Below are 23,905 nucleotides of genomic sequence, written 5' to 3'. Positions count from 1 at the left end.
TACAATAGGGATAGCGGCACGGAAGCGTTTGCGTGCCTGGAAAGGATATCGCCCAAAAGGGCCGGAGCCTGCATTTATGCTGAACCAAGTTCATCTAACGCAGTTCCGAGGAATGTCCCCACCAGGCTCCGGCTGCTTGCCCGCCGGGAGACAGAGCGCTCCCCGGCGGGCTGATTTTTTGCCCTACAACTCCAGGTACTTCTTCAAAAGCCTGCACACCTCGCGTACATCGATGGGCTTTGCCACATGGGCGTTCATGCCGGCCTCCATGCACTTCTGCACGTCCTCTGAGAACGCGTCCGCCGTCATGGCGATAATGGGCATATCCTTATCGGGACGGTCCATTTTCCTAATGACCTTTGTGGCTTCAAACCCGTTCATCACCGGCATACGTATATCCATCAGCACCGCCTTATAGGTCCCGGGCTGGGAGGCTTCTACCATGTCCACACAGATCTGCCCGTTCTCCGCCCAGTCCAGCTGTAAGTCGAATTCGCCCAGCAGCTCGCTGGCGATCTCCCAGTTGAGCTCGTTGTCCTCGGCCACCAGCACCCTGATGCCGTCAAAGGAGAAGTTCTCCTTTCCGTCCTCCTTCATGACCTCCTGGCTCATGTCCATTCCGGCATAGCCGCGAAGGCCGTAGAACAGGGTGGACTTAAACAGGGGCTTGCTTATGAACCCGCTCACTCCGGCGGCCTTGGCCTCCTTCTCGATATCGCTCCAGTCGTAGGCCGAGATTATTAGGATGGGTATATTATTGCCCCCAAGCCTGCGGCGCAGTTCCCTTGCCGTGGCGATGCCGTCCATGTCCGGCAGCTTCCAGTCCAGCAGGATAATATGGTAGTCCTCGCGCTTTTTATGGCGCTCTTCCACCATCTGAATGGCGGATTCCCCGGAAAGGGTCCAGTCAGCGCTGATGCCGATAGAGCCGAGAGCCTTTACAGTGCTCTCGCAGAGCAGCTTGTCATCGTCCACCACCAGCATATTCCAGGGGGGAAGCACCATATCAGCCTCCGGGGCGTCGGCAATTTCCATGTCCAGAGTCAGGAGGAACTCCGTGCCCTCGCCCTGCTTTGACTTCACCTGCATATCGCCGCCCATGGCGTCTACTATGTACTTGGTAATGGCCATGCCGAGCCCTGTGCCCTCGGTCCTGTGGACCCGGGCGCTGTCCTCACGGGCGAAGGAGTCGAAGATGTGCTCGATAAATTCCGGGGACATACCTATGCCGTTGTCCTGGACGCAGAGCAGCACCCGGACATGGTCCTCTCCCTTGGGGGAGGGCTCCTGCTTCATGGTAACCCGGATAGTGCCCTCTTCCGGCGTGAACTTCACAGCGTTCGACAGAAGGTTCAAGAGCACCTGGTTCAGCCGCACACTGTCGGTCAGCACGTTTTCCGCGGAGATATCCATGATGGACACCCCAAAGTCCTGGTGCTTGGCCTTCACCTGGGGCTGCACAATGCTGACGATGCTCTCCATCATCTCCCGAAGGGACACCCGGTCAAAGTTTAAGGTCATCTTGCCGCTTTCTATCTTGGACATATCCAGCACATCATTTATCAGCCCCAGCAGGTGCCGGCTGGAGGTGGTTATCTTGTGCAGGCAGTTCTGTACCTGCTGCGGGTTGTTTATATTGGCCGTGGCTATGGCCGTCATACCAACTATGGCGTTCATGGGCGTGCGGATGTCGTGGCTCATGTTAGAGAGGAACTCGCTCTTGGCCTTGGTGGCCCGCTCGGCGTTCTGCTGGGCGCGCTCGGCCTCCCTTCTTGCGTCCACAGCCAGGGTCAGGGCGTTTTCCGCGGCCTCTCTGGCCTCCTCCAGATTGGCCAGCTGCCTGTGGTTTATCCGCAGGTATAGGAGGAACACCAGCCCGAAAGCCGCGAATATCACAGCGCAGCAGACGAAGGACGCCAGCAGGAACATCTGCCCAAGGTGGTCGATGATGCTGTTTATGTCGCCGTAGGGCATGAAGGTTAAAAGGTACCATTCGGAGTAGGCGAGAGGAGTGCCGTAAATGCGCCGGCGCTCGCCCTCTATGGTAAATTCCGAGGAGTAGTCCCGTCCCTCTTTAATGGCCGCGCTTATCTCTACTATGTACTGCTCGCCGGTCATTCCGTCTACATCCTCATAGATGTTGCGGACCCGGTCAAAGTAGCTATGCCTGAAGGCGCCGCTGGTGCGTATGACAAAGCTGCCGTCCCCCCGGATGATAAAGGAATACACCATCGAGTCGTTGGCATCCAGGGACAGGGTCTCTCTTATATAGTCCGTGTCAACGGTGGCGACCAGCGCCAGACACGGGGAGCCGTCCTTCAGAAGATAGTCCGCCGGGGCCCCCAGCAGAACCATGTTCTTGTCCTCCGCCCGGGGGTTTTTACCCACTGCGACTTTGGACTTCCCCTCGGTGAGAGACTGTATAAACGGCTTTAGGTCGGTGATAAGCAGCGGGTCGCCGTATATCATCTCGAACTCGCCGTCATAGGACAGGAGCCCCAGCTGCACAAATCCCCTGGCCCTGCTGCTGGCCTCCAGCTCCTCCAATACCTGTTCCCTTGTGACGTTATCCCGCTCGAATTCCGGGCGCACGTCGTTGACAATGGTCTGCACCTGGTCAAGCCGCAGGTCTATTGTGGTCTGGAAGTGCAGGGCGATCTGCTGGGAGAGGTTCTTCATGTACACCTCTCCTACCCGGCTTATGGTGTCCGCGCTCTTATTGTCCAAAAATTGGGACAACAGCACGAACACCGCGAGGGTCAGGGCGATGATGGAGAGGAAACTCCCTATAAGGAACCGGCTGGGGCGGCTCTTCCTTTTTTCATTTTTTTCTTTCACGTTGAAACCTCTCAAAGCCCGGATTTATACTCCTTGATAGTGTCTGCGGTAAGCTCATAGTCCTCGCGCACCCTTTGAAGCAGTTCGGGCGCCTCCGGCGACCTCCCGCCGCGCAGAGCCTCCGTAAGGGCGGAACTGGATTTCTCCAGTCTTGCAAAACTCAGATTCTGGCACATACCCTTGATGGTGTGGGCCGCCCGAAAGGCCTCGTCAAAATTGCCCCCTTCAAAGGAGGATTCCAAAAGCTCCATGGTCTTGTCCTCTGCAAACTTTAAGACGTACTTCTGGATGAACTTCTCGCTTGGCAGCCGTGAGCTCACCGCGCCATAGTCCCCGCCCAGTTTTTCGTAACATTCCTGCAAGGTCATTTGTCTTCTCCCCCTTTTGATTGGCCGCCGTTTTCCGGCTCATAGTTGATGATCTCCGACTGGTTGGTGTATACGCTTTCCCCTCTGGCCTCGGTCAGAGAGGTCTCCCTGCCGTCATAGAACTTGTACTGCCCCTTGCCTGCCTGCTTCACGGCGTAAAGGGCCTTATCCGCCGCGCCCATGAGGGCGGTGAAGTCCGGACCCACCTGGCCGGTGGTGGCCACCCCCATGCTTATGGAGATGCTGAAGCCCCCGAAATCCTCGCCGTGCAGCGCGCCGTATATACGCTGTATGGTGGGCTCCAGCTCCTGGTGGTACTGGATGAATATGATATACTCGTCGCCCCCCGCCCGGGAGACAATGTCGCCGCTTCTTGTGACCTGCCTAAGCCTTTCGGCGATGTGTATCAGCAGGCGGTTGCCGAAAAGGTGCCCGTAGGTGTTGTTGGCGTCCTTAAAAAAGTCGCAGTCGAAGAAGGCCAGGGCATACTTTGCCTCGGGGTTCTCCTTGAGCCTCGCCTCCGCCTGGGTCTGGGCGCTGGTAAGGTTCAAAAGCCCCGTCAGCTGGTCCATAGAGGCCCGGCGCTCCAGCTTCTCAAGGTAGCTTCGGGAGCTGTGTATATCCACTGCCTTGCCTATGGCCCCCCTTAGCTCAGGCGGCTCGTCCTCGGACCAGAGGGCCTGCATAACGAACCTATACCACTTCTTAACGCCGTCCTTCTCCACCTTGCCCTCAAGGGTCACAATGGGCTCCTCAGGAGTGGCGGACTCCAGCACCTGGTGTAGCTGGGCGCGAAGGTCCTCGTTTAGGTAACCCTTGACCTTTTGGTTCTCCAGGGGGTCCATCACCACCTCGTCCAATCCCAGGTTCCTGGCTCCCCAGGCGTTCAGGGAGACCATGGATGGCGAAAGGGTGTACTCGAACTGTATCTCCTTGCTCATGGCCGCAAAGAAGCTGTACTTCATTCGCTCGTGCTCCAAAAGCTGCAAGGTGCGGTTGCTGGCGGAGAGCTCGCTGTGGGAGGACATCTTCTCCACGATGCTGCTGATGGACTCCTCGGGGGCCTCGTTCCCATCGGTGGAGCTCAGGTCGTCCTGCATGGTGTCGGAGACCTCCATCAGGCATTCCAAAAGCAACGGGTTGAAGCTGCCGCACTCGTTGTTGCATATCATTTCTATGGCCTGCTCATGGGAGAAAGCCGCCTTATAGACCCGCTCGCTGGTAAGGGCGTCGTACACGTCGGCCATGGCCACCACCTGGGCGGCGATGGGTATCTCGTCCCCCTTAAGGCCGTCCGGGTAGCCCCGGCCGTCCCAGCGCTCGTGGTGCCAGCGGCATATCTGATAGGCTATCTTTACCAGTGGCTCTCCCTGGTGGACAGAGAGACCGTCCAGCATCTGGGCCCCGATGGAGGAGTGCTGCTTCATTATCTTGAATTCCTCGTCGGTGAGCCGCCCGGGCTTATTAAGTATCTTCTCGTCTATGGCTATCTTGCCGATGTCATGCAGCGCCGAGGCCTCGCTTATAAGGGCGATCTTCGCCGCGGTCAGCTCATAGTCCGGCCGTTTTGAGGCCAGCTGCCGCAGAAGCACCTCTGTGAGCCTGCGCACATGGACCACGTGCAGTCCGCTCTCGCCGTTTCTGAACTCTACGATATGGCTGAGGATGTCTATCATCAAAAGGCTGTTCTGCTCTTTTTCATATATCTGCTCGGCCACAAGGTTCTCAAGCTCCGTCTGCTTGGCGGAGCTTAAAAGGGTGTTTAGTACCCTCCTTTGGACTATCTTCGCGTCAAAGGGCCGGCTTATAAAGTCCGTGACCCCCATCTCCAGAGCCTGGGATATCCTGTCGGAGCTGGTCTCCGCGGAGATCATTATCACCGGCACCGTCTCTATCCAGCGCCGCCTGTTCATAACCTCCAGCACCTCAAGGCCATCCATAAGCGGCATGACAATGTCCAGCATCATCAGGGATATCTCCGCCGCCCGCTTTTGCAGCTCGTTTACGGCCATCAGGCCGTTTTCCACCTCTATGGTTTCATATTCGTCACCAAGCATATCGACCAAAATGGAGCGGTTCATCTCTGAATCGTCCACAATAAGTATCTTCTGCCTGCGCTTCTTGCCATCCATTCCGGTATAAGCCCCTTTCGCGCAAAGAATCTTATGTATTATTATATTACATACCAAGGCAAATAGCAAGCCCCAACATTATGTTAAGGGCGGTAGTTTGCGCGCTATTTAGCGGGTTTTTCATCGGCGGGCTTGATTTTCCCTTTGATTTCTGTTATGATAAAAGCAAAGAAAGGGGGCTTATAGACATGCCAACTGAAAAAGAACGCAAGGACATCCAGAAGGCCACTATCTACGACCTCCGGCGGCTGATAAGCAATGGCGACAAGGAGACCTTCACAAAGGAGGAGCTGTGCCGCTGGCTTGACACCATTGCCGACGCCAAGGACCAGGAGTGAGGGAACAAAAGAAGCAGAGGGGGGACTTCATTCGTGAAGTCCCCCCAATTTACTTCAAGACCGCCCCTAGAATATCCAGGCGCTGCCGCCCTCCTCGTCGTCCTCGTCGTCAGCGGGGGCGCCGAATTCAAAATTGAACTTGGGCTTATACTCCGCCAAAAGCCGTAAAAACTCGTCCTGCATATTCACCTCGGTGCGGCAGCGGTCGTCAAAGACCATGGTGACCATGCCGCCGTCGGCGCACTTCTCCCACTTGGGCAGGCCCTCTGTATTGGGGTCGCCGGTGCGGGCAAAGTTTACAAAGGCCCCGCGCATGACCTTTTGCAGCTCCTCCCAGTTCTCCTGGTGGCAGACGGGTACCATCTCGCCGTTGCCGAAGAAGTATGGTATGTCAGAGCAGTGCCAGGCAGCCTTGCCGCCGTCATAGTCGAAGACCTTGGCGAACAGGTAGTTATATACCGGCGCGCTGGCCTCTCTGCCCTTCTTCTTCACGTAGTCCACCGTTGGGGCCAGGAACATATCGTCCGCGTCCACGGCAAAGGCTGCGTTGGTCTCCGGGTAGATGCGCCCAAACTCCTTTAGGATCTTCTCTCCGCCCTCCGGGCCATAGAACTCCTTTACCAGCTTCTCGCTGTCCTCTTTGGTCATGTTCTTTATGTCCTTGCCCGGCCCAAAGGCAAACTCCGCTATGACCGAGCCCACCATGGTGGGCACCCGCAGGGAGCTCTCTGTAAAGTCCTTCTCCAGCGGGTCGCACACATAATAGTCGTTGGGCATCGGCCCCCAGTTTACATGCTTGCCCTGCTTGTACAGGCTTTTAACTGCCCTGTTCACCGCCCAGATGAACTGGGCCGTGGGCACCTTTTCAAGGCGCTGGGCTTCACTCTCAGGTATGTTCAGGTGCTTGAGTATCTCCAGCACCAGCTCCCGGCCCTTAACGGCGTTCTTGTCCCGGCCGGGACCCATGACCCCGGACATGACGATGGCCTTGTGGAAGAGACCGTCGGCCTCGGGTATCTGGCCCAGCACGGTAACCTTGGCGCCGCCGCCGGACTGGCCGAAGATGGTGACGTTCTGAGGGTCGCCGCCGAAGTTCGCTATATTGTCCCGCACCCAGCGCAGGGCCTCCACCAGGTCGGCCATGCCCACGTTTACGGAGTTCTTGTATTTCTCGCCGAAGGCGGACATGTCGAGATAGCCGAAGGCGTTGAGCCTATGGTTTACGGTGACCACTACCACATCGTCCTTCTTTGCAAGGTTATAGCCGTCGTAGCAGACCTGCTCTATGCCGGACCCCGCCGAGTAGCCGCCGCCGTGTATCCAGAACATCACGGGCTTCTTTGCCGCCGGGTCGCAGCGAGAGGTCCACAGGTTCAGGTACTGGCAGTGTTCAGAGCTGGGCCAGAAGCGGTGGGCGATCATCACCTCGCCCATGGGCTGGGGCTCGGAAAGCACCGGGCAGTTCATGCCGTAGCTGCCGGCGTCCTTCACGCCCTCCCAAGGGGCCACGGGCTCGGGCATCTGGAAGCGCTTTGCCTTGGCGTAGCGTATGCCGTAGAAATGGTCCACGCCCTTGAAGTGGAAGCCCCGAAGCTTGCCTTTGGCGGTCTCAACGACGGGCGAGGTTTTGGAGAAACAGAAATCCATTTTAATCAGCTCCTTACATTTTTATGCAAAACTGCTTGTGCTTTTATAGTATACATCAAAACGCCCTGTTTGAAAAGTCCCAATTTAAACAAAAGTTTTAATAGACAGTGCGCTTTTTATCCCGGAGGGTATAATTACTTCGGCACAAATTGAATAGAAGCGCCGCCTTGTAAATAGGCGGCGCTTCATTTTTTTCTCTAAGTACAGCTCACCGATTCGGCTCCGCGGGCGAAGCCCTTAGTCCTTTAGGGGTATGCCCTGTGCGTCGGTCTTAATGCTGCCGCACAGGATCATAATGCCCTCAACAAGGCCCCAGATAGCGCCCAGGCCGAAGCAGAGAGACAGCACGATCTGAGCGATAGCTTTGCCGGTATAGCCAAGGTAGAAATTGTGGATGCCAAGGCCGCCCAGGAAGATACCCAAAAGGCCGGCGGTCATCTTGGATTTCTGCTCGCCTTGGGGGATAGGGCGAGCAAGTGCGACGCCGCACTTGACGCAGACCGCAGCGGCGGGATCGGTAGGGTTGCCGCAGTTAGGACAGTAGTTGACTCCGCTACCCACGGGCACGCCGCACTTTACACATACGGCTGCGTTGGGGTCCAGGGGATTGGCGCAGTTTCTACAGAACATAACTTATCTCTCCTTCATACATATCATATATTTTTACACGGCTCATAAATTATCATAGGGCAGAGCTTATGGGCCGAAATAAACTATAAGACGGTATATATAGGACAAAAGGAAACCAAACAGAACTATCCCAAGTATCAGGCCGTTTACACGCCTGCTCCGGGTAGGCCTGCCGCCGGTCAGCACCAGCAGGGGCAGCAGGGGCAGGGACCAGACCATTGGGTGGCTGTAAAAGGCCAGCGCAAAATCAAAATGCAGAAGGGCCCAGAGTGCGTCCCGCATCCCACACCCCGGACAGGGAAGGTGGAAAAAATAACGAAAAACACAGGGCGCCTGCAACAGGAGCAATACGCAGTACAGGGCGAACATAAGCAGCGCCAGTACCACCTGGGACCTGGGCGGCCTGATTCGATAAAGGGCCACAATAAAAACCTTTCCGCATTTGTCGAAATTTGTTTTTCAAATTATATCATATTGGAACATATAATGTCAAGGGTATTAGGTAAAAGATAAGTTTTTGCGGGAGAATTTTGACTTTTGGGATTTTAAATCTTTTAGACAGCCATGGCACTGTCATACTGAAATCAGCCGGCAGCTCCACCGGCCGGGAAAGCGGCAGCCGGGTTGTGGCAGAAGGCCGTACCATGGTGGAGGATACCGCCCTCCAGGCTATTCCTCCTCGCCGTCTTCTTTCAAAGCCTCGTCCTCGTGCATAACGTCATAGTAGTCGGAAAGGAGGCGCTTGTAGGCTTCGACAATCTCCTCTTTGGTGCAGGGAGTGGGGTCGGCGCGGTGTTCGAGGACATAGTCGGCCAGCTTGTCGAATTCCGCGCTTTGAGTCACCCGGACGATAAATTCCGGTTTCTGGCAGTTACCTACTGACTTGTCCATGGACAGGAGGGGGGAGATGGTCCAGGCGTCAATTCTTGTATCGTTAATCAGGAAACCCACAGGGACATCGCTACTTCTCAATGTAAGTTCGGAATAATCTTTTAAGGCGGGTATAGCGTACCGGCGGGGAAGATCGTTGGTGCCACCAAAATTTTGGCCATAATACAGGGCTTTTAGGTAACGCGCTTTTGATTCTTCGCTCATCTCGAAATATTCAGCCGGGGCGTTGTCAAGGGAATAAGCAAGGATACCATCTGCTTTTGGGAACAGCCATATTTGGGAGATGTAGGTCCCTGGTATATTTATGTCACTATGATGGCCAAAAAGCACAAGTTCTTGGAAATTAACTTCCTTCGCTATGGTATTGGCAATTTTACAACAATAAGCATATGCTATATCAGAAAAGCTGCGGTTAAAATCATGGTACATATAATTGAAGTTTTTATAGTTTTCTATCATTTCTCCCACCTTAGTTTCTTTCAATTCATACTGTTTCCCCTGTGACCAGCATAATGTTTTGACCTTTGTGCTCATTGGCTCAAGGTATTTTTTCGGGCTTCCCATCATCAGTTTCTCTTGATTTTCATCAGCAATCTGCCAGAGGTTTAAATAGAAATCGAATATATCACTGCCGCCGAGAGGGAAATAGAGCTTATCTTCAAGAGGTTCGCATATATCATCCAAAGTTAGCAAATAGTCTACGACCTCTTTTGTTATGACACAAACTTGTTTCTCTATCTCATCCTTCTTGTCAGCCTTGAATTCTTGACGATTGACAGAGAGATAATTCTTGGCGTCCAAGCCATAAAAATCGATATCCAAAGATATGTTATCTTCATAAGCGTAAAGGGAATCATCCTTCTCTATTCTTTTCCCTTTAAATGAGAATTCTCCTTTCGGTACAGGGCACCACGCAACATGAAGCAGAGTATAGGTCTTTGTATCCCAAATATCCAGCCCGCCCTTTTCTGAGCGCACTATTCGGAGACTCGCCGACCTCTGGCATTTTTCTGTTTGAAAGCGATACCAGTCCGTTTTCGCTAACTCTCTCGAAAGCACTGCCTCCCTGGTGAGTTCGATAGGGAAGAAGGCACTGTTCTCATGACTCTCTACGGTACGAAAAATTTTCTCATATTTCAGATTTAATGTTTTGTCAGAATAATTTACGTCAAAGAAATCGTTATTGAATAATGAGTCATTCGCGTCTGGGATTTGCTCCTTGTCAAGGATAACCTCCACACACGTCCCCTGCTCCTCCCAAAACTCACCCTTTTCAATCTGCACATACCCCTCCTTTTTCCGGGACTCCACAGTGACCTTAATAGCGCCCTCCTCCGGGCGGCTGTAAATAGTAAAAACGGGCGCAACCAGGAAGACCGACTGCAAGCCTATGCCGAACCCCGCCGTGGGCCGCAGCCAGGCGGGCATTGCTTCGATTTCACGCCGCCGAGCCTTGTCCTGATGATAGCTTGTCCCCACCCGGCACATCTGCTTGACGGTGTCAACGCTCATGCCGGTGCCGCGGTCGATTATACGGATCCGAAACTTCTCATCAGGCTCTTGCCTCATATCCACTGTGATTTTATAGCTGTCAAAGGCCTCGGCTTTTATGTCGTAGGGCTGGAGATGAGAGAGGTCATTTTTATCTGCGTTATCAACCAAATAAAGGTCCGGCCGTTTCTGTAAGTCGCGCCATAGCTGAATCTTGCTTGCATCCTCCGCGTTTTGGATAAGCTCGCGCAGAAATATCATTTTATCGTTATAGATCCCGGAACCCTCAATAATCTCAAAGGCCTTTTCCTGAGATATCCCAAAGCGTAAGTCACTGGTGTTCTCTATATCAGGCTTACCGTTTAAGAGCAGTTCCTTCTTAGTCAGCCGTGGAGCGGTGCCGCCCAGCTCTTTTGGGATAAGGCTCAGCCAGTTGATGGCGGCAAAGGTAAGCTCGCTCTCCAGCCAATCCAGGAATACCCGCGTTTCCCGGTACACGGAGTGATTCGGGCAGTCCGCCCGGTACTCAATTTGCTCCGGCGTGATTAACAGATGAATTGTGGCCTCGTGCTTACCCTTATGGGCAGCGGAGTCTTGAGGCAGTTCCCCGGTTACCAGCTCAGCCGTGGGTTCAAACCGGCTGTTGTCCGCATCCAAGAGGTCCCCGAGCCGCAGCATCTCCGCCAAAAAGCGTGGATGGATATAGTCGGCGGCGTAGCCGTTGGAAATGTAGTCCAACTTTAGAACATCCTCTTGATTACAAGTATGCAGCATGGAAAGCTGGCCCAGCAGCTTGATCAGACGGGGCTGGATCAGGCCGTTATGGCTCAGGTCGATACCCCATCTGTCAAGCCGGTTGGCTATGTACTGGTTTGTTAGCGCCGCGTGCTTCCCTCGGTAGTACCGGGCTATCAGGTGGGTTGTATACCGTCTGACATGCAGCGGCCAGGTCTTTTCAAAATCTGCTTTCGTCAGATTTTCTTTCAAATTATAAAGGTAGTCCGCCGCTGTTTTGATAGATGGATTATTGGACTCGCGGCACTCCTGAAAATACTCCTGAAAATCCGCCGATTTCCACTCGTTCTCAATATTATCATAGAGTAAAAGCATACCAAAGTCGTGGAGATACGCCAGCTGTAAGAGCATCCAGGTATCGGTAGGCGAGAGTTTGCGGATGCGGTCTTCCCCCAACACCTGCTCCATATTGGAGATCACATTTTGAGAATGGAGTTCATCATGCACGCTATAGTGAGGGTAATTCTGCGCTACCTGTTTCAGCGCCGACGCACAGGAGCGCTTGTTAAGCTCCCAGCTGGAATACAGGTTCCCAAACTGCGGCGCCTGCTGGCAGATGGCGTTTAGGTGTTCTTCCAAACCATATGGGGTATTCAGCAGCTCCATTTTGATTTCCCTCCTGCTCCGGATGTATAATTTACCAACTAACGGCTACTTTATTATAACAAATTTCTCCAAGCTTTGCAAGTTGACCGATCTGTGCTATGATGGTAAAAACGTTTTGGGAGGTCAACTCATGGCTCATACCACGCAAGAGAAGTCTACAGCTGCAGCGAAATACAGAAACGGTGTTCCTATTTCCGAAATATGTTCTGAGTTTGGCGTGTGTAAGCGCACAATCTATCGTTGGATCAGCGACTCATCTTCAAAAGGCAGTGCGGGATTTTCATTGAAAGATCATAAAGCGCTTCAGCGTAAGAATGATAAACAGGAAAAAATCATTTCAATATTGAAGTCAGTTAACTGTACTGTTCACGCACCCTTGAAAGAGAAACTGGCCGAGCTGGAAAAGCTGTATGAACAGTACGATGTGCATACGCTTTGTGAAGCCCTGGATGTTTCCCGCGGTACATTCTACAACCACATTTTTCGAGGGAAAAAAGACAATTCCTGGTACATGAAACGCCGGGAAGAATATCGTGTAATTATTCAAGAAGTGTTCGATGAGCACAACCAGATACCCGGACCAGAAAAAGTAGCAGCGGTTCTTGCTCAAAGAGGATACAAAGTCAGCGCTCGGTTCGTTGCCGACTTGATGGCTGAAATGGGGCTGCATAGCATCCGCAGCACAGCTAAACGCGATTACAAAAAGCTCCATAAACCATTCAAAAAAGAAAACATTCTGAATCAACAGTTCCATACTGACCAACCCAATCAGGTGTGGACAAGCGATATCACATATTTCCGGGTTGGGAAGCATCACTTCTACATTTGCGTCATATTAGATCTGTTTTCAAGAAAAGTCATTGCACATAAAATATCTCGCAAAAACAGTACACAACTGGTCAGCAGCGCCTTTAAACAAGCCATAGCAGACCGAGAAGTGAAAGCGGGCCTGATATTCCATAGCGACCGAGGCACACAATATACCTCGCATAGTTTCTGCAAGTTACTGGCGAGTTATTCTGTGATACAGTCATTCTCTGCAAGCGGCCGACCTTACGATAATGCTGTAACAGAATCATTTTTCTCAACGTTAAAGCAGGAGGAACTTTACCGCAAGGATTACCCCTCCGAGAAGAAGTTCAAACAAGCCGTTGACACTTATATGATATTTTATAACACCAAACGTATTCATAAAACACTAAAGAATTTGACGCCATGCCAAGCGGAAGAAAAGTTCTATGCCAGCCAGAAGGATACATGATGCTGACATTTTTAGGGTTCAAATAGGCGAAATTTCAGTTTTTTTAATCGTTTTTTCGTCTGTTTTGTCCGTGGTGATGACATTTATGTGATAATATGGAAATGTCAGAAACCCAGTATTTTCTAGGCTTCTGACATAAAATGACCCCACCACATCTCTGCCGCGCTTACTGCAAGGGTTCAGATTGGGTGGGGTCGTTCATGCCAAATCGCTGGGTGTATCTGAACTCTCACGACAAGTCGGTATCGTCTGTTCAACCTCAAGCCCTCCAGTAAAATCACTTTGCTACTTTCCTCGGGCATCACCATACATGCTTTCTATAGATAAAAAGTATACAAATGAAGTATCTTACATTAAAAAGCTAATAAGCAATTGAAATTCTCATAAATAATATTTGCAATATCTTGTACACCAGTTGTAGCGGCAAGAGTCGAGTAGATGTCCTGGAGATTTATAGGACTATATTTATGTGTTCTGACTTTTGTAAATGGCCCATCACTTTCCACAAGTATTTTATCTAATGGAATCTCTGAAATTATGTGCTTTCCTTTGGATGTTGTACACATGTTGGCATTGACAGAGAAATAGTAACCTGCCCTAATAAATTTCTGCATATTTTCTAAATCACCAGTATACCAGTGAATTATTGCACGCTTTATTCCATTCCGAGCCATAATATCAAAAACTTCTTTTTCTGCATTCCTTGAGTGAACTGTAAGAACTTTGTTGCTATCAGCAACATTTTGACATATGAACTCAAAAGCATCAACTTGTTTTCTTTTTGTTCCAATATGTTTTGACGAAAAATCCAGTCCAACTTCTCCTATATATTTTGTTTTGGACAATTCAGAAAGGAACATTTTTCTATTTAACACAATTTCTGAACATACCTGCGGATTATACCCCAGTGCAAATTTAACATATCGAGTTTCTGAATACATTTTTTTGCATGCACAGTATACTTCAGGTGAATTGGTAACACACAGCGTATATTGTTTCATGGCATTGATTTGGTTATACCAATAGCAGTGTTCTCGATAGAAGTCTAAATGAAAATGCGTGTCAATTAGTCGCATAATCCACCCCAGCTATTCGAAGTAGTTCTGGATCTACAGATAGCATTCGAATCAAATCTGCAATCGTTTCTTTGTATAGCCTTAAGAAAGCAAGCGTTTCTTCTTGTGTTAGCCTACCTGTTGCTTTTATCCTCTTCATAAGGTCTTCATCCGTTGATAAGCATGCCTTATTAATTGAACTGAGAAGATCGACAAAATCAGAACGCTTGGCATTGGTGGCATTCACAAGATAGTCCAGCGACAACACATCATAACTATAATGCTCATTAGGGGGAAGCACTCCAACAAGGGAAGATTGTCGGATAAGGCAAGGGTAACAGTATCCACAATTCTCTGGTTCAGTTTTACCCTGCCACCGTCCATTACACGGGTGAGAACAAGAGATGGTCTTGTGTATGTTCTCTAAAAATCTCGGAGCTGCAATAAATTGTTGTATCATTTCACGCTTTGTCTGATAAGCAAATGGATTTATCACCTCATGCCGTATTCCAACTTTTTCTAGAATTTCATTCAGCATTTTTAAAAAATATGGGTGTGTTGTTCTTGTGCTACAACTTCCACTTCGACCTATTGTGAGTGGCAAGTTTAGTCCAATAAAGCCATTTTCTGGGATATAGACTGGCGTATCATCTCCAATCACTTCAGCAACACAAATTGCCGCACAGATAAACAAGAATGATCTACTTCTACTAGTGTTTTCAGATGGAAGATTATCAATACCAAGCGGGCAATATGCCCTGGCTGTAAACGTAAACAGTAGCTTGAAAATATCAGGGAAACTACAATTCAGATTATCCATTAATGCTTTTTGGACGGATTCAAGTTTTCCATATTCTTTAAAACCGACAAATACTACACTCTTACTTTTCACCATAAAATCGTAAGCGCCGCAAAAGGAATCTAAACCGCCAGAAAACAAAGAAACTCCTTCAATTTCATCTAATATTGTATTGCGAATTGGCGCACGTACATGATTATCCTTGTATCGGCTTGCTGGTTCACAAGATCTAAATGTAAAATGCCATAAATCCCCTGAAAGGTAGCTTAGCGTCCTTTCAAGTTCTTCCTTAACTAAATCCCACCTATCTATTGCTATAACTGGGATACTAAGATGTAACTCCCGTGTCCAATTGTCTGGTGTCTTATTACGAGGTATTCTTTTATCGGCGGCAAAAACTGAGAGTGCGATTATATATAAATCCTCACATATAGGAGTTACCATCTGGATTCCCAGAGTTCTGTACCAGCCATCACGGATATTGGAGGCAATCACACCGCCTTGACCTGGAACACTTATATTGAAAACCAAAGCATCTCCAAAATCAGGCATTTGCTCCGCTGATATACATTTATTAATCCATATCTTCATATCATTCACCGTAGTAAATTGTCATAAGTCTAAAACCTTCTTCTAAGGTGTTTCGAACGATTACCTCATTCGCTATATTGTTTGGATTTATTTCCCCAAGGATATCGTTCGTTAATTTTTGGCCCATTGTATAATAAATATAGTCTTGCATTTCTGCTATTCTCCTATTCGCTTCTTCAACAATGGGACATTTATTACGAATCTGCTTATCAAAAAGTTGCGCAAATTTTAATTTTGCAAACTGACATATCATTTCTCTAAGCAGACGCGAAGTATTAATACTCTTTAAATCCTCTGGTTCGATTACCTGAAGAACCTGAAAACTTTCAGATATGCTGTCTAATGCAATTTTATCATCAATTGTACTGCCCGCATTTGCAAAAATTGAAATCAACGTATCTAATGTTTCTTGCGGCCCTAATGATAAAATATCATCTCGCCCAATATCATGAAGAGCGGCTGTGTACCCTCGGCTTGCAATTGCTGAGGAAAAACTGATTACTCCTGCAAAAGCTTTTGCCACTTGAGATGCAGTGTAGCCTCCTGTGGTCATTGCTTTAGCATATTGTGCAGCTAAGGTTTTCCTTTCAGTTTCAGTAGGATTACTTAAATATCTAGAAACCTCCCGTTTTGCTTGTCGCCAGCTAGGCGTAGAGGGTGCAATATAACCTTTAGATGTGCCCATCTCACCACCCCTTTCTTTCAACCGTAGTAGCTATGTCGTTTCTGTTACTAATCCTAGCACATATTTCCTCTTTTATACTCCCCTTTTGCTTTAATTGGTTGAGTAGCTCATCAAATTGTGTTGGGCATGCGCTATACATCATTGCCATATGTGGGATCGTGGGCATTGTAAAAAATGCACGTGGTTTTTGCAAAAGAACTTCATTTATGTCCGCTCTACAATCAACATAATTACAATATATGGGAGCAATTATACTGAGCCCAATAGAATCAGTTTTAAAATGTTCAATAAGGGCATCACATATATTCCGTTGAGATATAGGCTCCATTTTTTTCAATTCTTCAATACGTGAATTCTCCTGCCCCTTCATGCAATTCTGAAAAGCCGATAACATTTTACGCTCTGCTTCACTAAATGTTGAGGAAATGCTTTCCACGCTACTAAGGGCTTCTCTGGATAAATAGAAATATTTGCTGAGATCTTGTTTATATAACTCTATTGGTTCACTTTTTAGCCATTTAGTGATTCTGGGGGTAGCCCAAAGAGCATATTCCTCGTCAAGTTCTATTCCGTCTTTAATGCGCTGTTCTATTTCTTTTAGCTGTTTAATTTCTCCATCAAAATTGCTACTCCACTCATATAACTTTCTAAATGCTCGTATTTCAATTATTTCTAGGGCCAAAAGCTTTGCCATAACTGACAAATCAATGTCCTCACCAAAATATAGTGACGCTAGGTTCTTCCTAACAAAAAACGTATTTAGAAATCGCTTGGCCTGTCGAGGGTTACCTTTAAGACTGCTTGATACAGTCGGGCTAATCTTAGAAATAATGGATACATCTGCATCAAATGAACTCTTAGATGTGCCTTCTTTGTATGAGCATTGCTTGTTTTCTATAATCGCTGATATCTCGCTATGCATCAATACTTTATCACGAATCATCATTTTATTATCGTAAATTTCTTTGATAAGTGTCCCAAATGCATCTTCAGATATATGAAGCTGAGATATTAGCAGCAATAAATAATTTTCGATGTCTTTGGGAGACAATTCAGGTATTTTTATTGGAAGCTGAATTATCTTTTCAATATAATCAGACGATATTGCAAATCCATCAATTTGGGGATATTTAATATTTACAGCATATTCGATAATCCTTTGATCTACAGCTACAATAAATGTTGTCTTTCTTACAGAAAGAAATAGCTTAATCGCCTCAAGGGTATCAATAATTCTCTCAGGTGAACATCTGTCCAAGTCATCTATAATTACCACTAAATTTTTAACCGAAGATACATCTTCTAGCATTTCCTCAAATTCTTCTCGAAATTTCCTAATGTTTTCGGTAAGAGTATTCTCTTTTTCACTTTCGTTAATATATTCATTCTTGAAGGTTTGCAATTTTGTCAACAAATCGCCTGCATCCAAAGCTTCTACAGAAAGATTAAAAGCAATTGGCAAGGGATTTCCGGTTAACATTCCGATTGCATAAGGAAGTCCTTTTCGAATAATACTCTTACCTATTTTTAAATAATCAACACGTGACAATAGTTTGGTAATCTTCTCTTGTGCTTTTTCAAAAAATGATTCATTCTCTTTCAATGCTTTCAAAAGAGACTCCATTATAGCCACTTTTGCATCTTCATACCCTTCAAATTGCCATGCATTCAAAGAAATACAGACAGTACCATCTTTATTATCCTCAATTCGTTGCTCGATAAGCTGTAGGAGAGATGATTTGCCTGCCCCCCAACTGCCATATAAGCCGACAGTCAATGGCGTTAGGCATGAATTTTTTGTGAAATTTACTATAGTATCTGCATATGGAGAGTAAAAAAGCATATCAATACGGGAAGCGTTATCCAACCACAATTGTCATTTCTCCTTTTGTTTTTATATATCGAACAACTAATTAGTTTACAAAAGACTCTAGTTGTTATTTTAAGGTTTTAAAATAATGTAAACAAGAATTGCTGTTAACCAAATTAGATATTACTCTGAATCGAAAAGCCACATCATTCCACATCTCGAAATCACAAGCAATGAAGGGGTGAGCTGCAGTGCCACCATTTTTTCCCCTCTTAGAGATAATCCCGACAGCATTTACTCTCTCAATCCATCTGACAGGAGTCAAGGTATAGGAGGGAGAGCGAACATCAACGAGTAATTGCTGAAAAGCCTGCTCATTAAAATTGGAATTATTTTCTCTTTCCCACTGGCCTAAAAATGCAATCGTATTCCTACTGCGCAGCCAGCTTTGAATCACATAACTTGGATTCTCTGGGTTAAATCGCTTTGCGATATCTGTCAGCGAGATATAGTCAGCTTCAGGATATAAATACTTTTCTACAACCGCTTGAAGTCTTTGCTCCTCCTTCGGGCCATGAATGTTAGCCTCTCCACGGTTGATAAGCTCGAAGATACGGTCTCGTATAAACCCTAGGTCTTCAGCTTTGAGCAGCGATTTTTCACTTAGCCTCTTGGCATACTCATCCCGCGTTATAGCGTAGGCCCATAGTAGTTCAGATTGACTTGCACGTTCCATTCTTCATCATCCTCAATATTCCGATTGGGATTTCTACATCGATTTGATTTCATTTCTTCCACAGCAAAGTATGTGGTGTGGTCGATAACGCCAAACGTGTACTTATAGTTGTTTAGTAGCTTATTCAGCACATCACGGCTCCACACCGTTCTCCCGGACGGAGAAGGAATACCTTGCTTGCGCAAATGCTCTTGAATTTTCTCCAAGCTGTTTCCTGACAGGTATAGGCCAAATATCTCTCGCACGATTTCGGCCTCCGGCTCAACTGTTTCTACGCTCTTGTTCTTGTCACGTCGAAAGCCATAGCATACTTTGCCGAAGATTTTTGATTCCAATGGGGACAACTTCACGATTATCTTCCTTTCTTACATTATAGTCGATTACTCGAGCATTTTCAAGTATAACATACAAATTAGTGGAATTAATTGTGCCCTTTTATCCTGTTGAACCTGATTATTAGTGGTTTATCAGGCGTTTCTTGTATGTTTAAGAATAAAAAACGCGGATTATGACGCTATCCACGCTTTATTTGTTTCTGCAATAGAACTTTAGAGCATAAAAAAGGAGGCAAAAGCCTCTAAATGCTTTTGTCTCCTTTTGGCTGGGCTGGCGGGATTCGAACCCACGGGATGACGGAGTCAAAGTCCGTTGCCTTACCGCTTGGCGACAGCCCAATATGGGAGACACGGAGCCTAATTACAAGAATTAAACTCCGTGCCTCTGACCTTAGCCAAGGGCTAAGGCACAGAGTTCCTGAAATTGAAATTTCAGGAACTCTTAGTGTGGGGTGGGCGGTGGGATTCGAACCCACGGTCTCCAGAGCCACAATCTGGCGCTTTGACCAGCTAAGCTACGTCCACCATATGGCGCGCCAAAAGGGACTCGAACCCCTGGCCTACTGCTTAGAAGGCAGTTGCTCTATCCAGCTGAGCTATTGGCGCGTGTCCGGGGCATACCCTTTGGCCCACGAAAATATCTTCCCCTTTCGGGGAAACGCCCTTATGGGCGCTTTGGAGCGGGTGATGGGAATCGAACCCACACGACCAGCTTGGAAGGCTGGAGTTCTACCACTGAACTACACCCGCAGCTATCGGTGGGCAAGCCGGGTTTTTAACCCCTCCCTGTCCACCGTCTGATTATAGCATAATCGCGGCCGTTCGTCAAGATATTTTTTTCAGCGCAAGATGCGTCAGAGCGTCTCGCGCTTTCGCAGCGTCCGCATACAGCGGGTGCACACCGTCATCCGTTTCCTACCCTTTGGCGTGTCCACCATCATATGGTGCAGGTTGGGCTTTATCTTTTTCGGCGTGCGGGCGTTGATATACATTCGGTCATGGGCCACCTTCTTGCCGAATACGGTGGTCTTTCCGCAGATTTCACAGCGCAAATCCGTTCCCTCCTTTCCGGGCCTATGCTTTGGGCTTTGCTTCCAGTATAAGGGACGGATGTGGGGACCGCAAGCCTTGTGACATTACAGAGCCAAATCCGCGCTTGCAGCGCCAGCGCGTTTGGGTTATAATGATACCATCAAATGAGCGATAAGGGGGGAGACCGCTTTGACCCGATCTGTAGAGGGCGCATAGCAAAGGCTGGGCGCTAAATAAATGTGAACAACAGCGCAATAGCCTTTGCTCATCCTGGAAAACTTATTTTTAGGAGGAGCACCTATGCGCTATGTAAAGGCACAGGACATACTGCCCGCGAAGCTTCTCAGTCAGCTTCAGCAGTATGTGGACGGGGCCTATTTGTACATTCCCCGAAAAGAGGAGAACCGGCTGTCCTGGGGCGAACGCACCCACAGCAAGGCGGAGACCGCCCGGCGCAACCGGGAGATATACCGCCGGTATCTGGAGGGCGAAAGCCCGGAACAGCTTGCCGGGGAGTTTTTCCTGACGGAGAAGACCGTCCGCAGGATAATTCTAGAGGAGCGAAAGGCCGGCGAAGCCGGACATAAAGGCAAATGAGAGGGCCCGCGGCAATGCTGCCGTGGGCCTATCCATTCTATTCAAATTACTGCCTGGGCCAGAAATGCAGCCCGTAGATTATCAGGCACACGGATATCAGCGCCGCCGAGGCAGCCGACCCGATGGCTATCGAGGTGTGCCGCAGCGGGCCCGCCACCATGCTGACCAGTATCGCAAGGCCGTCCACTATCAGCAGGAAACGGTACAGCCCGCGCTCCAATTCACTCATTCACTTCACCCCCCGTAAATATCGTCGCAAAGGGCATCGGACAGCGTCCCGAACTGGGCAAGGGTCAGCTGCTCGGCCCTGGCATTTATCGGTATTCCGGCTTGCGCCAGCCGCCCCTCTATAAGCCCCTTCGGCAGCCGAAGGGCTCCCGAGAGGGAGTTTGCCGCCGTCTTTCTCCGCTGGGCGAAGGCCCCCCGGGCCACTTTGAAAAGTATGTCCTCGTTCCGGACCCTTACCGGGGGCTCCGGGAGCATATCGAAGCGTATTACGCTGGAGTCCACATTGGGCGGGGGCATAAAGCTCCCCCGGCCCACCTGGAACAGCACCTGGGGGCGGCTTCGGTAGTGGACGCTGACGCTGACGGCCCCGCACTCCCGCACCCCCGGCGGTGCGCAGAGCCGCGCCGCCGCCTCCTTCTGCACCATGACGGTGACGGCGGTAAGGGGCAGGCCGCCCTCTAAAAGGGCCATTATCACCGGCGAGGTGATATAGTAAGGGAGATTGGCGCAGACGCACACGGGCCCGCCGGAGAGCTTTTCCTCTATGAGCCGGTGAAGGTCCAGCTTTAGTATGTCACCCTGGACTATCTCCACGTTAGTACAGTCCGAGAGGGTCTCCTCTAAAATCGGCAGCAGCCTGTGGTCCAGCTCCACGGAGACCACCTTTTTAGCTGTGGAGGACAGCTCCCGGGTGAGCACACCCACCCCCGGGCCCACCTCCAGGACCCCGGCGCAGCCCTCCGCGCCACAGGCGGCGGCCATCCGGGGGCAGACAGAAGGGTTTATCAGGAAGTTCTGGCCCAGGCCCTTGGAGAGACGCAGGCCGTGGCGTTGTAAAAGCTCCCGCAGGGCGCGGGGGTCGGAGAGGGAGGGGGGCATGGGTTTTGCTCCTTTCATGAATCAATCTACGCGGTACAGTATGCGCCCGCCGTCGTCAAACTCCTTGGGGAGGTTTTCATCGAACCAGGCCGTGTCCACCGTATAGGATTTTTTTTCGAAGTCGCTTATGAGCACATAATCTACGCCGTGCCTCTTAAACAGCTCCAAATTCTTTCCCGGCTCCTCATACATGGTCCGCAGGTCCCACTCCTGCTGATAGTAGTTGAGCCCGTGATAATAGAGGTAGATGGGAGAGCCGCAGACGATGTTCCGGCCGGCCAGGGCCGCGGCCTCATTATTGTGCCGCTGGTCGGTCATGAGGACCGCGTCCCTTGGGAGCTGGTCGTCGATGAACAGGGCAAGGTTCATGGCCCCGGTGCCGTAAAGCTCATAGCGGGACACATACTCCCGGGCTACGGTCAAAGCGGCGGGGGCGGCCAGCAGGGCGGAGAGAAGCGCCGCCGATACAAGCTGCGGGGCCTTTTTGGGTATCAGCTCCAGCAGGCCCCAGATACAGTCCGCCGCCGCGCAGCAGAGGAACAGGAAACCTACATACAACAGCTTATTATTGTCGTAGTCGTTGGGCTGGAACTCAATAAGCTCCGCTACGAACCATATGGCCATGGGCGGGCAGCACCGGGCAAAGCGCCTTTTATCCGCCGTAAGCAGGCCTATAAGGGCGAACACCCACACGGGGCCTATGTTCTTCAGATAGAACCACAGATAGTTGTCGTCGCCTATGACCCAGCCGAAATGCCCCCGGACCATGCCGCCGCTTGACACCTGACGAAAGGTCCAGGTAAAGAGCTGGGGCAGAGCGAGGGCCAGGGCGGCCAGCAGGAGCGCACCCCAGGTGAATATGACGGGTCTTATCCTGCGCTTTTTTATGGAGCCTATAAGGAGCAGCAGGAGCACACCGGCCCATAGGGAGAACACCGAGAGGAAAAGCCCCAGGAGCCTGTCGGAGTTGCTGCGGTCCTCGGGAGAGAGCACGGCCTGCATTGTCAGCATGGCTATGAGCCCCAGGGGTATCAGCGCCTTTCCAAGGCGCGCGGCGAACACGGAGAGCCTGTTGTCCCTGAAGAGCCGGGCCGTGAGCCAGGCCCCGCAGACCAGGCCCAGGGCCAGAAAGGAGTGGGTATGTATCATGGGCAGGGCCCCGGCCATGAGCCCGGCTATAAGATAGTACCGACGCTTATGGTGGAACACGGCCCTTGTAAGCAGGTACAGGGTGGGAAATAATAGGGCCCAGCCGAACAAGGTGGCCCGCTGGGGCAGCATCATGTCCACTATCACGTTGACCCAGCGGATATTCTCCAGGGAGTAGTTGGTGGGGGTCTCGTAAAAGGCGGTAAAAATGCGGGAGAAGTTACCCTCCTCCCCGCCCAGGAAGTACATGAGCCCCAGCCCGCCGTTCAAGAAGAAGAAGGTGAAGGCCAGCCCGGCCTTTTTATCGCTCCCGGAAAGGACCCTTAAAAACAGCCAGCCCCCGAAGAACACCTGGGCCCCGGAGAGGAGCATGGGCAGACAATAGGCAAGGCGCAGGGGCGCGCCCAGAAGGTACAGGCTCGAGGAGATGCTGTCCGAGAGAAAGGGGTAGCTGAGCCTTGTGCCCGGCAGAAGGGAGTAGCTTGGGGGGAAGGTCCCCTGGCGGGCTAGGCTTGTGATAAAGCTCAGGTGCATGGACATATCGCCGTAGGTGGCCTGGCTGCTGTAGATTATATTGTCCTGCCAGTAGAAGGAGTGGGGGACCAGTACGCAGTATACTATCCACAGAGCCAGGACGAAAAATAGAAATTTGTGCCGCAGGAACGCGCCGGGGAGGTCCTTTATGCCTATAGATACGGCCCGCCCGGACCTTTTGGCCCATATGAGCGTCCCGCAGACGGCAAGCGTAATTATCACCGCCGCCGCCATATGCCCCGCCCGGGTGAAGCCGGACACAAAGCCCATAAGGGCCGGGAGCCACTGCAGGGAGACGCTGCCCAGGACGCTGCCCAGGAGGGCCCTTGTCCCCGGGCCCTCCCGGGGGAATATTACCGCCGAAAGGCACAGGCCGCAGAGCTGGAAAAAGCACAGGAAAACTACGGCGGCCATGCCGCCTGTGAACGAGCCGTACAAATCCTCTCACCCCTCAAAGATGCCGTTGTATGTATTTTAT

At 50.2% G+C, this 23,905-nt stretch carries 20 protein-coding genes and 4 tRNA genes; 3 read left to right on the top strand and 21 right to left on the bottom strand.

Features of this window, described 5'->3' with window-relative positions:
• Positions 1–183: 183 nt before the first annotated feature.
• From ADH66_RS18155 to ADH66_RS18145, 3 genes are read right to left on the bottom strand one after another with little or no spacing between them, the layout of a single operon-like run.
• Positions 184–2,838 carry a response regulator gene (locus tag ADH66_RS18155; protein ID WP_066541829.1) on the bottom strand — a complete coding sequence of 885 codons (2,655 nt, stop codon included), beginning with the start codon at positions 2,836–2,838 and terminating at the stop codon, positions 184–186.
• A gap of 11 nt (positions 2,839–2,849) precedes the next feature.
• A complete protein-coding gene (locus tag ADH66_RS18150) occupies positions 2,850–3,206 on the bottom strand; it encodes an Hpt domain-containing protein (protein ID WP_066537914.1) in 357 nt (118 codons plus the stop codon).
• On the bottom strand, positions 3,203–5,338 hold the full coding sequence (locus tag ADH66_RS18145) for a bifunctional diguanylate cyclase/phosphohydrolase (protein WP_066537915.1): 2,136 nt from the start codon (positions 5,336–5,338) through the stop codon (positions 3,203–3,205). The genes ADH66_RS18150 and ADH66_RS18145 overlap by 4 nt, the downstream gene beginning before the upstream one ends.
• A 188-nt stretch (positions 5,339–5,526) precedes the next feature.
• On the opposite strand from ADH66_RS18145, the gene ADH66_RS20285 reads away from it, so the two are divergent.
• Positions 5,527–5,676 (top strand): hypothetical protein, encoded by a 150-nt coding sequence (locus tag ADH66_RS20285; RefSeq protein ID WP_157130632.1) that lies wholly within the window; start codon positions 5,527–5,529, stop codon positions 5,674–5,676.
• Positions 5,677–5,742: 66 nt separating this feature from the next.
• On the opposite strand, the gene ADH66_RS18135 is transcribed toward ADH66_RS20285, so the two are convergent.
• From ADH66_RS18135 to ADH66_RS18120, 4 genes are all read right to left on the bottom strand, one after another.
• Positions 5,743–7,323, bottom strand: coding sequence for a carboxylesterase/lipase family protein (locus ADH66_RS18135; RefSeq protein ID WP_066537917.1), 1,581 nt, complete (start codon positions 7,321–7,323; stop codon positions 5,743–5,745).
• A 237-nt stretch (positions 7,324–7,560) separates the two neighbouring features.
• Positions 7,561–7,953: a TM2 domain-containing protein gene (locus ADH66_RS18130; protein ID WP_066537918.1), complete on the bottom strand. Its 393-nt coding sequence runs from the start codon at positions 7,951–7,953 to the stop codon at positions 7,561–7,563.
• A 66-nt stretch (positions 7,954–8,019) separates the two neighbouring features.
• Positions 8,020–8,376, bottom strand: coding sequence for a DUF2752 domain-containing protein (locus ADH66_RS18125; RefSeq protein WP_066537919.1), 357 nt, complete (start codon positions 8,374–8,376; stop codon positions 8,020–8,022).
• Between the two features lie 246 nt (positions 8,377–8,622).
• Positions 8,623–11,736, bottom strand: coding sequence for an HD domain-containing protein (locus ADH66_RS18120; protein ID WP_066537920.1), 3,114 nt, complete (start codon positions 11,734–11,736; stop codon positions 8,623–8,625).
• Between the two features lie 130 nt (positions 11,737–11,866).
• On the opposite strand from ADH66_RS18120, the gene ADH66_RS18115 reads away from it, so the two are divergent.
• Entirely contained in the window at positions 11,867–12,997 is a 1,131-nt protein-coding gene (locus ADH66_RS18115) for an IS3 family transposase (RefSeq protein ID WP_066537923.1), read from the top strand.
• A gap of 353 nt (positions 12,998–13,350) precedes the next feature.
• Here ADH66_RS18115 and ADH66_RS18110 read toward each other — a convergent pair whose 3' ends face one another.
• The 11 genes from ADH66_RS18110 to ADH66_RS18065 all read right to left on the bottom strand — a co-directional run bounded on the left by ADH66_RS18110 (position 13,351) and on the right by ADH66_RS18065 (position 20,060).
• A complete protein-coding gene (locus ADH66_RS18110; RefSeq protein ID WP_084384370.1) occupies positions 13,351–14,073 on the bottom strand; it encodes a TatD family hydrolase in 723 nt (240 codons plus the stop codon).
• Positions 14,060–15,442, bottom strand: a complete 1,383-nt coding sequence (gene qatC / locus ADH66_RS20280) for a Qat anti-phage system QueC-like protein QatC (protein WP_157130633.1) — start codon at positions 15,440–15,442, stop codon at positions 14,060–14,062. The genes ADH66_RS18110 and qatC overlap by 14 nt, the downstream gene beginning before the upstream one ends.
• Position 15,443: 1 nt before the next feature.
• Entirely contained in the window at positions 15,444–16,127 is a 684-nt protein-coding gene (locus ADH66_RS18105) for a hypothetical protein (protein WP_088364478.1), read from the bottom strand.
• 1 nt (position 16,128) lies between these two features.
• On the bottom strand, positions 16,129–18,000 hold the full coding sequence (locus ADH66_RS18100) for a KAP family P-loop NTPase fold protein (protein WP_066537927.1): 1,872 nt from the start codon (positions 17,998–18,000) through the stop codon (positions 16,129–16,131).
• A gap of 64 nt (positions 18,001–18,064) precedes the next feature.
• Complete coding sequence (locus ADH66_RS18095) at positions 18,065–18,673, bottom strand: KilA-N domain-containing protein (RefSeq protein WP_066537929.1); 609 nt, start codon at positions 18,671–18,673, stop codon at positions 18,065–18,067.
• Complete coding sequence (locus tag ADH66_RS18090; protein ID WP_207653013.1) at positions 18,628–19,008, bottom strand: recombinase family protein; 381 nt, start codon at positions 19,006–19,008, stop codon at positions 18,628–18,630. Before ADH66_RS18090 ends, ADH66_RS18095 begins: the two co-directional genes overlap by 46 nt.
• 263 nt (positions 19,009–19,271) lie before the next feature.
• A tRNA-Gln gene (locus tag ADH66_RS18085) sits at positions 19,272–19,347 on the bottom strand.
• Between the two features lie 109 nt (positions 19,348–19,456).
• Positions 19,457–19,533: transfer RNA gene (locus tag ADH66_RS18080), tRNA-His, on the bottom strand.
• 4 nt (positions 19,534–19,537) lie between these two features.
• Positions 19,538–19,614: transfer RNA gene (locus ADH66_RS18075), tRNA-Arg, on the bottom strand.
• Between the two features lie 70 nt (positions 19,615–19,684).
• A tRNA-Gly gene (locus tag ADH66_RS18070) sits at positions 19,685–19,758 on the bottom strand.
• Positions 19,759–19,862: 104 nt separating this feature from the next.
• On the bottom strand, positions 19,863–20,060 hold the full coding sequence (locus ADH66_RS18065; protein ID WP_066537932.1) for a large ribosomal subunit protein bL28: 198 nt from the start codon (positions 20,058–20,060) through the stop codon (positions 19,863–19,865).
• Positions 20,061–20,340: 280 nt separating this feature from the next.
• Between ADH66_RS18065 and ADH66_RS18060 the strand changes: the two genes are divergently transcribed.
• On the top strand, positions 20,341–20,637 hold the full coding sequence (locus tag ADH66_RS18060; RefSeq protein WP_066537936.1) for a CD3324 family protein: 297 nt from the start codon (positions 20,341–20,343) through the stop codon (positions 20,635–20,637).
• Between the two features lie 46 nt (positions 20,638–20,683).
• On the opposite strand, the gene ADH66_RS18055 is transcribed toward ADH66_RS18060, so the two are convergent.
• The 3 genes from ADH66_RS18055 to ADH66_RS18045 are packed head-to-tail and all read right to left on the bottom strand — an operon-like array spanning position 20,684 to position 23,865.
• Positions 20,684–20,866, bottom strand: coding sequence for a hypothetical protein (locus ADH66_RS18055; protein ID WP_066537938.1), 183 nt, complete (start codon positions 20,864–20,866; stop codon positions 20,684–20,686).
• A 5-nt stretch (positions 20,867–20,871) separates the two neighbouring features.
• Positions 20,872–21,744, bottom strand: a complete 873-nt coding sequence (rsmA, locus tag ADH66_RS18050) for a 16S rRNA (adenine(1518)-N(6)/adenine(1519)-N(6))-dimethyltransferase RsmA (protein ID WP_066537941.1) — start codon at positions 21,742–21,744, stop codon at positions 20,872–20,874.
• A 21-nt stretch (positions 21,745–21,765) separates the two neighbouring features.
• Positions 21,766–23,865 (bottom strand): hypothetical protein, encoded by a 2,100-nt coding sequence (locus ADH66_RS18045; RefSeq protein WP_066537944.1) that lies wholly within the window; start codon positions 23,863–23,865, stop codon positions 21,766–21,768.
• Between the last annotated feature and the right edge of the window lie 40 nt (positions 23,866–23,905).

The organism is Acutalibacter muris (assembly GCF_002201475.1).
In the GTDB taxonomy this organism is placed as follows: Bacteria; Bacillota; Clostridia; order Oscillospirales; family Acutalibacteraceae; genus Acutalibacter; species Acutalibacter muris.
The sequence above is the reverse complement of the archived record's forward strand: the minus strand, read 5'-3'. Positions and strand labels throughout refer to the sequence as shown.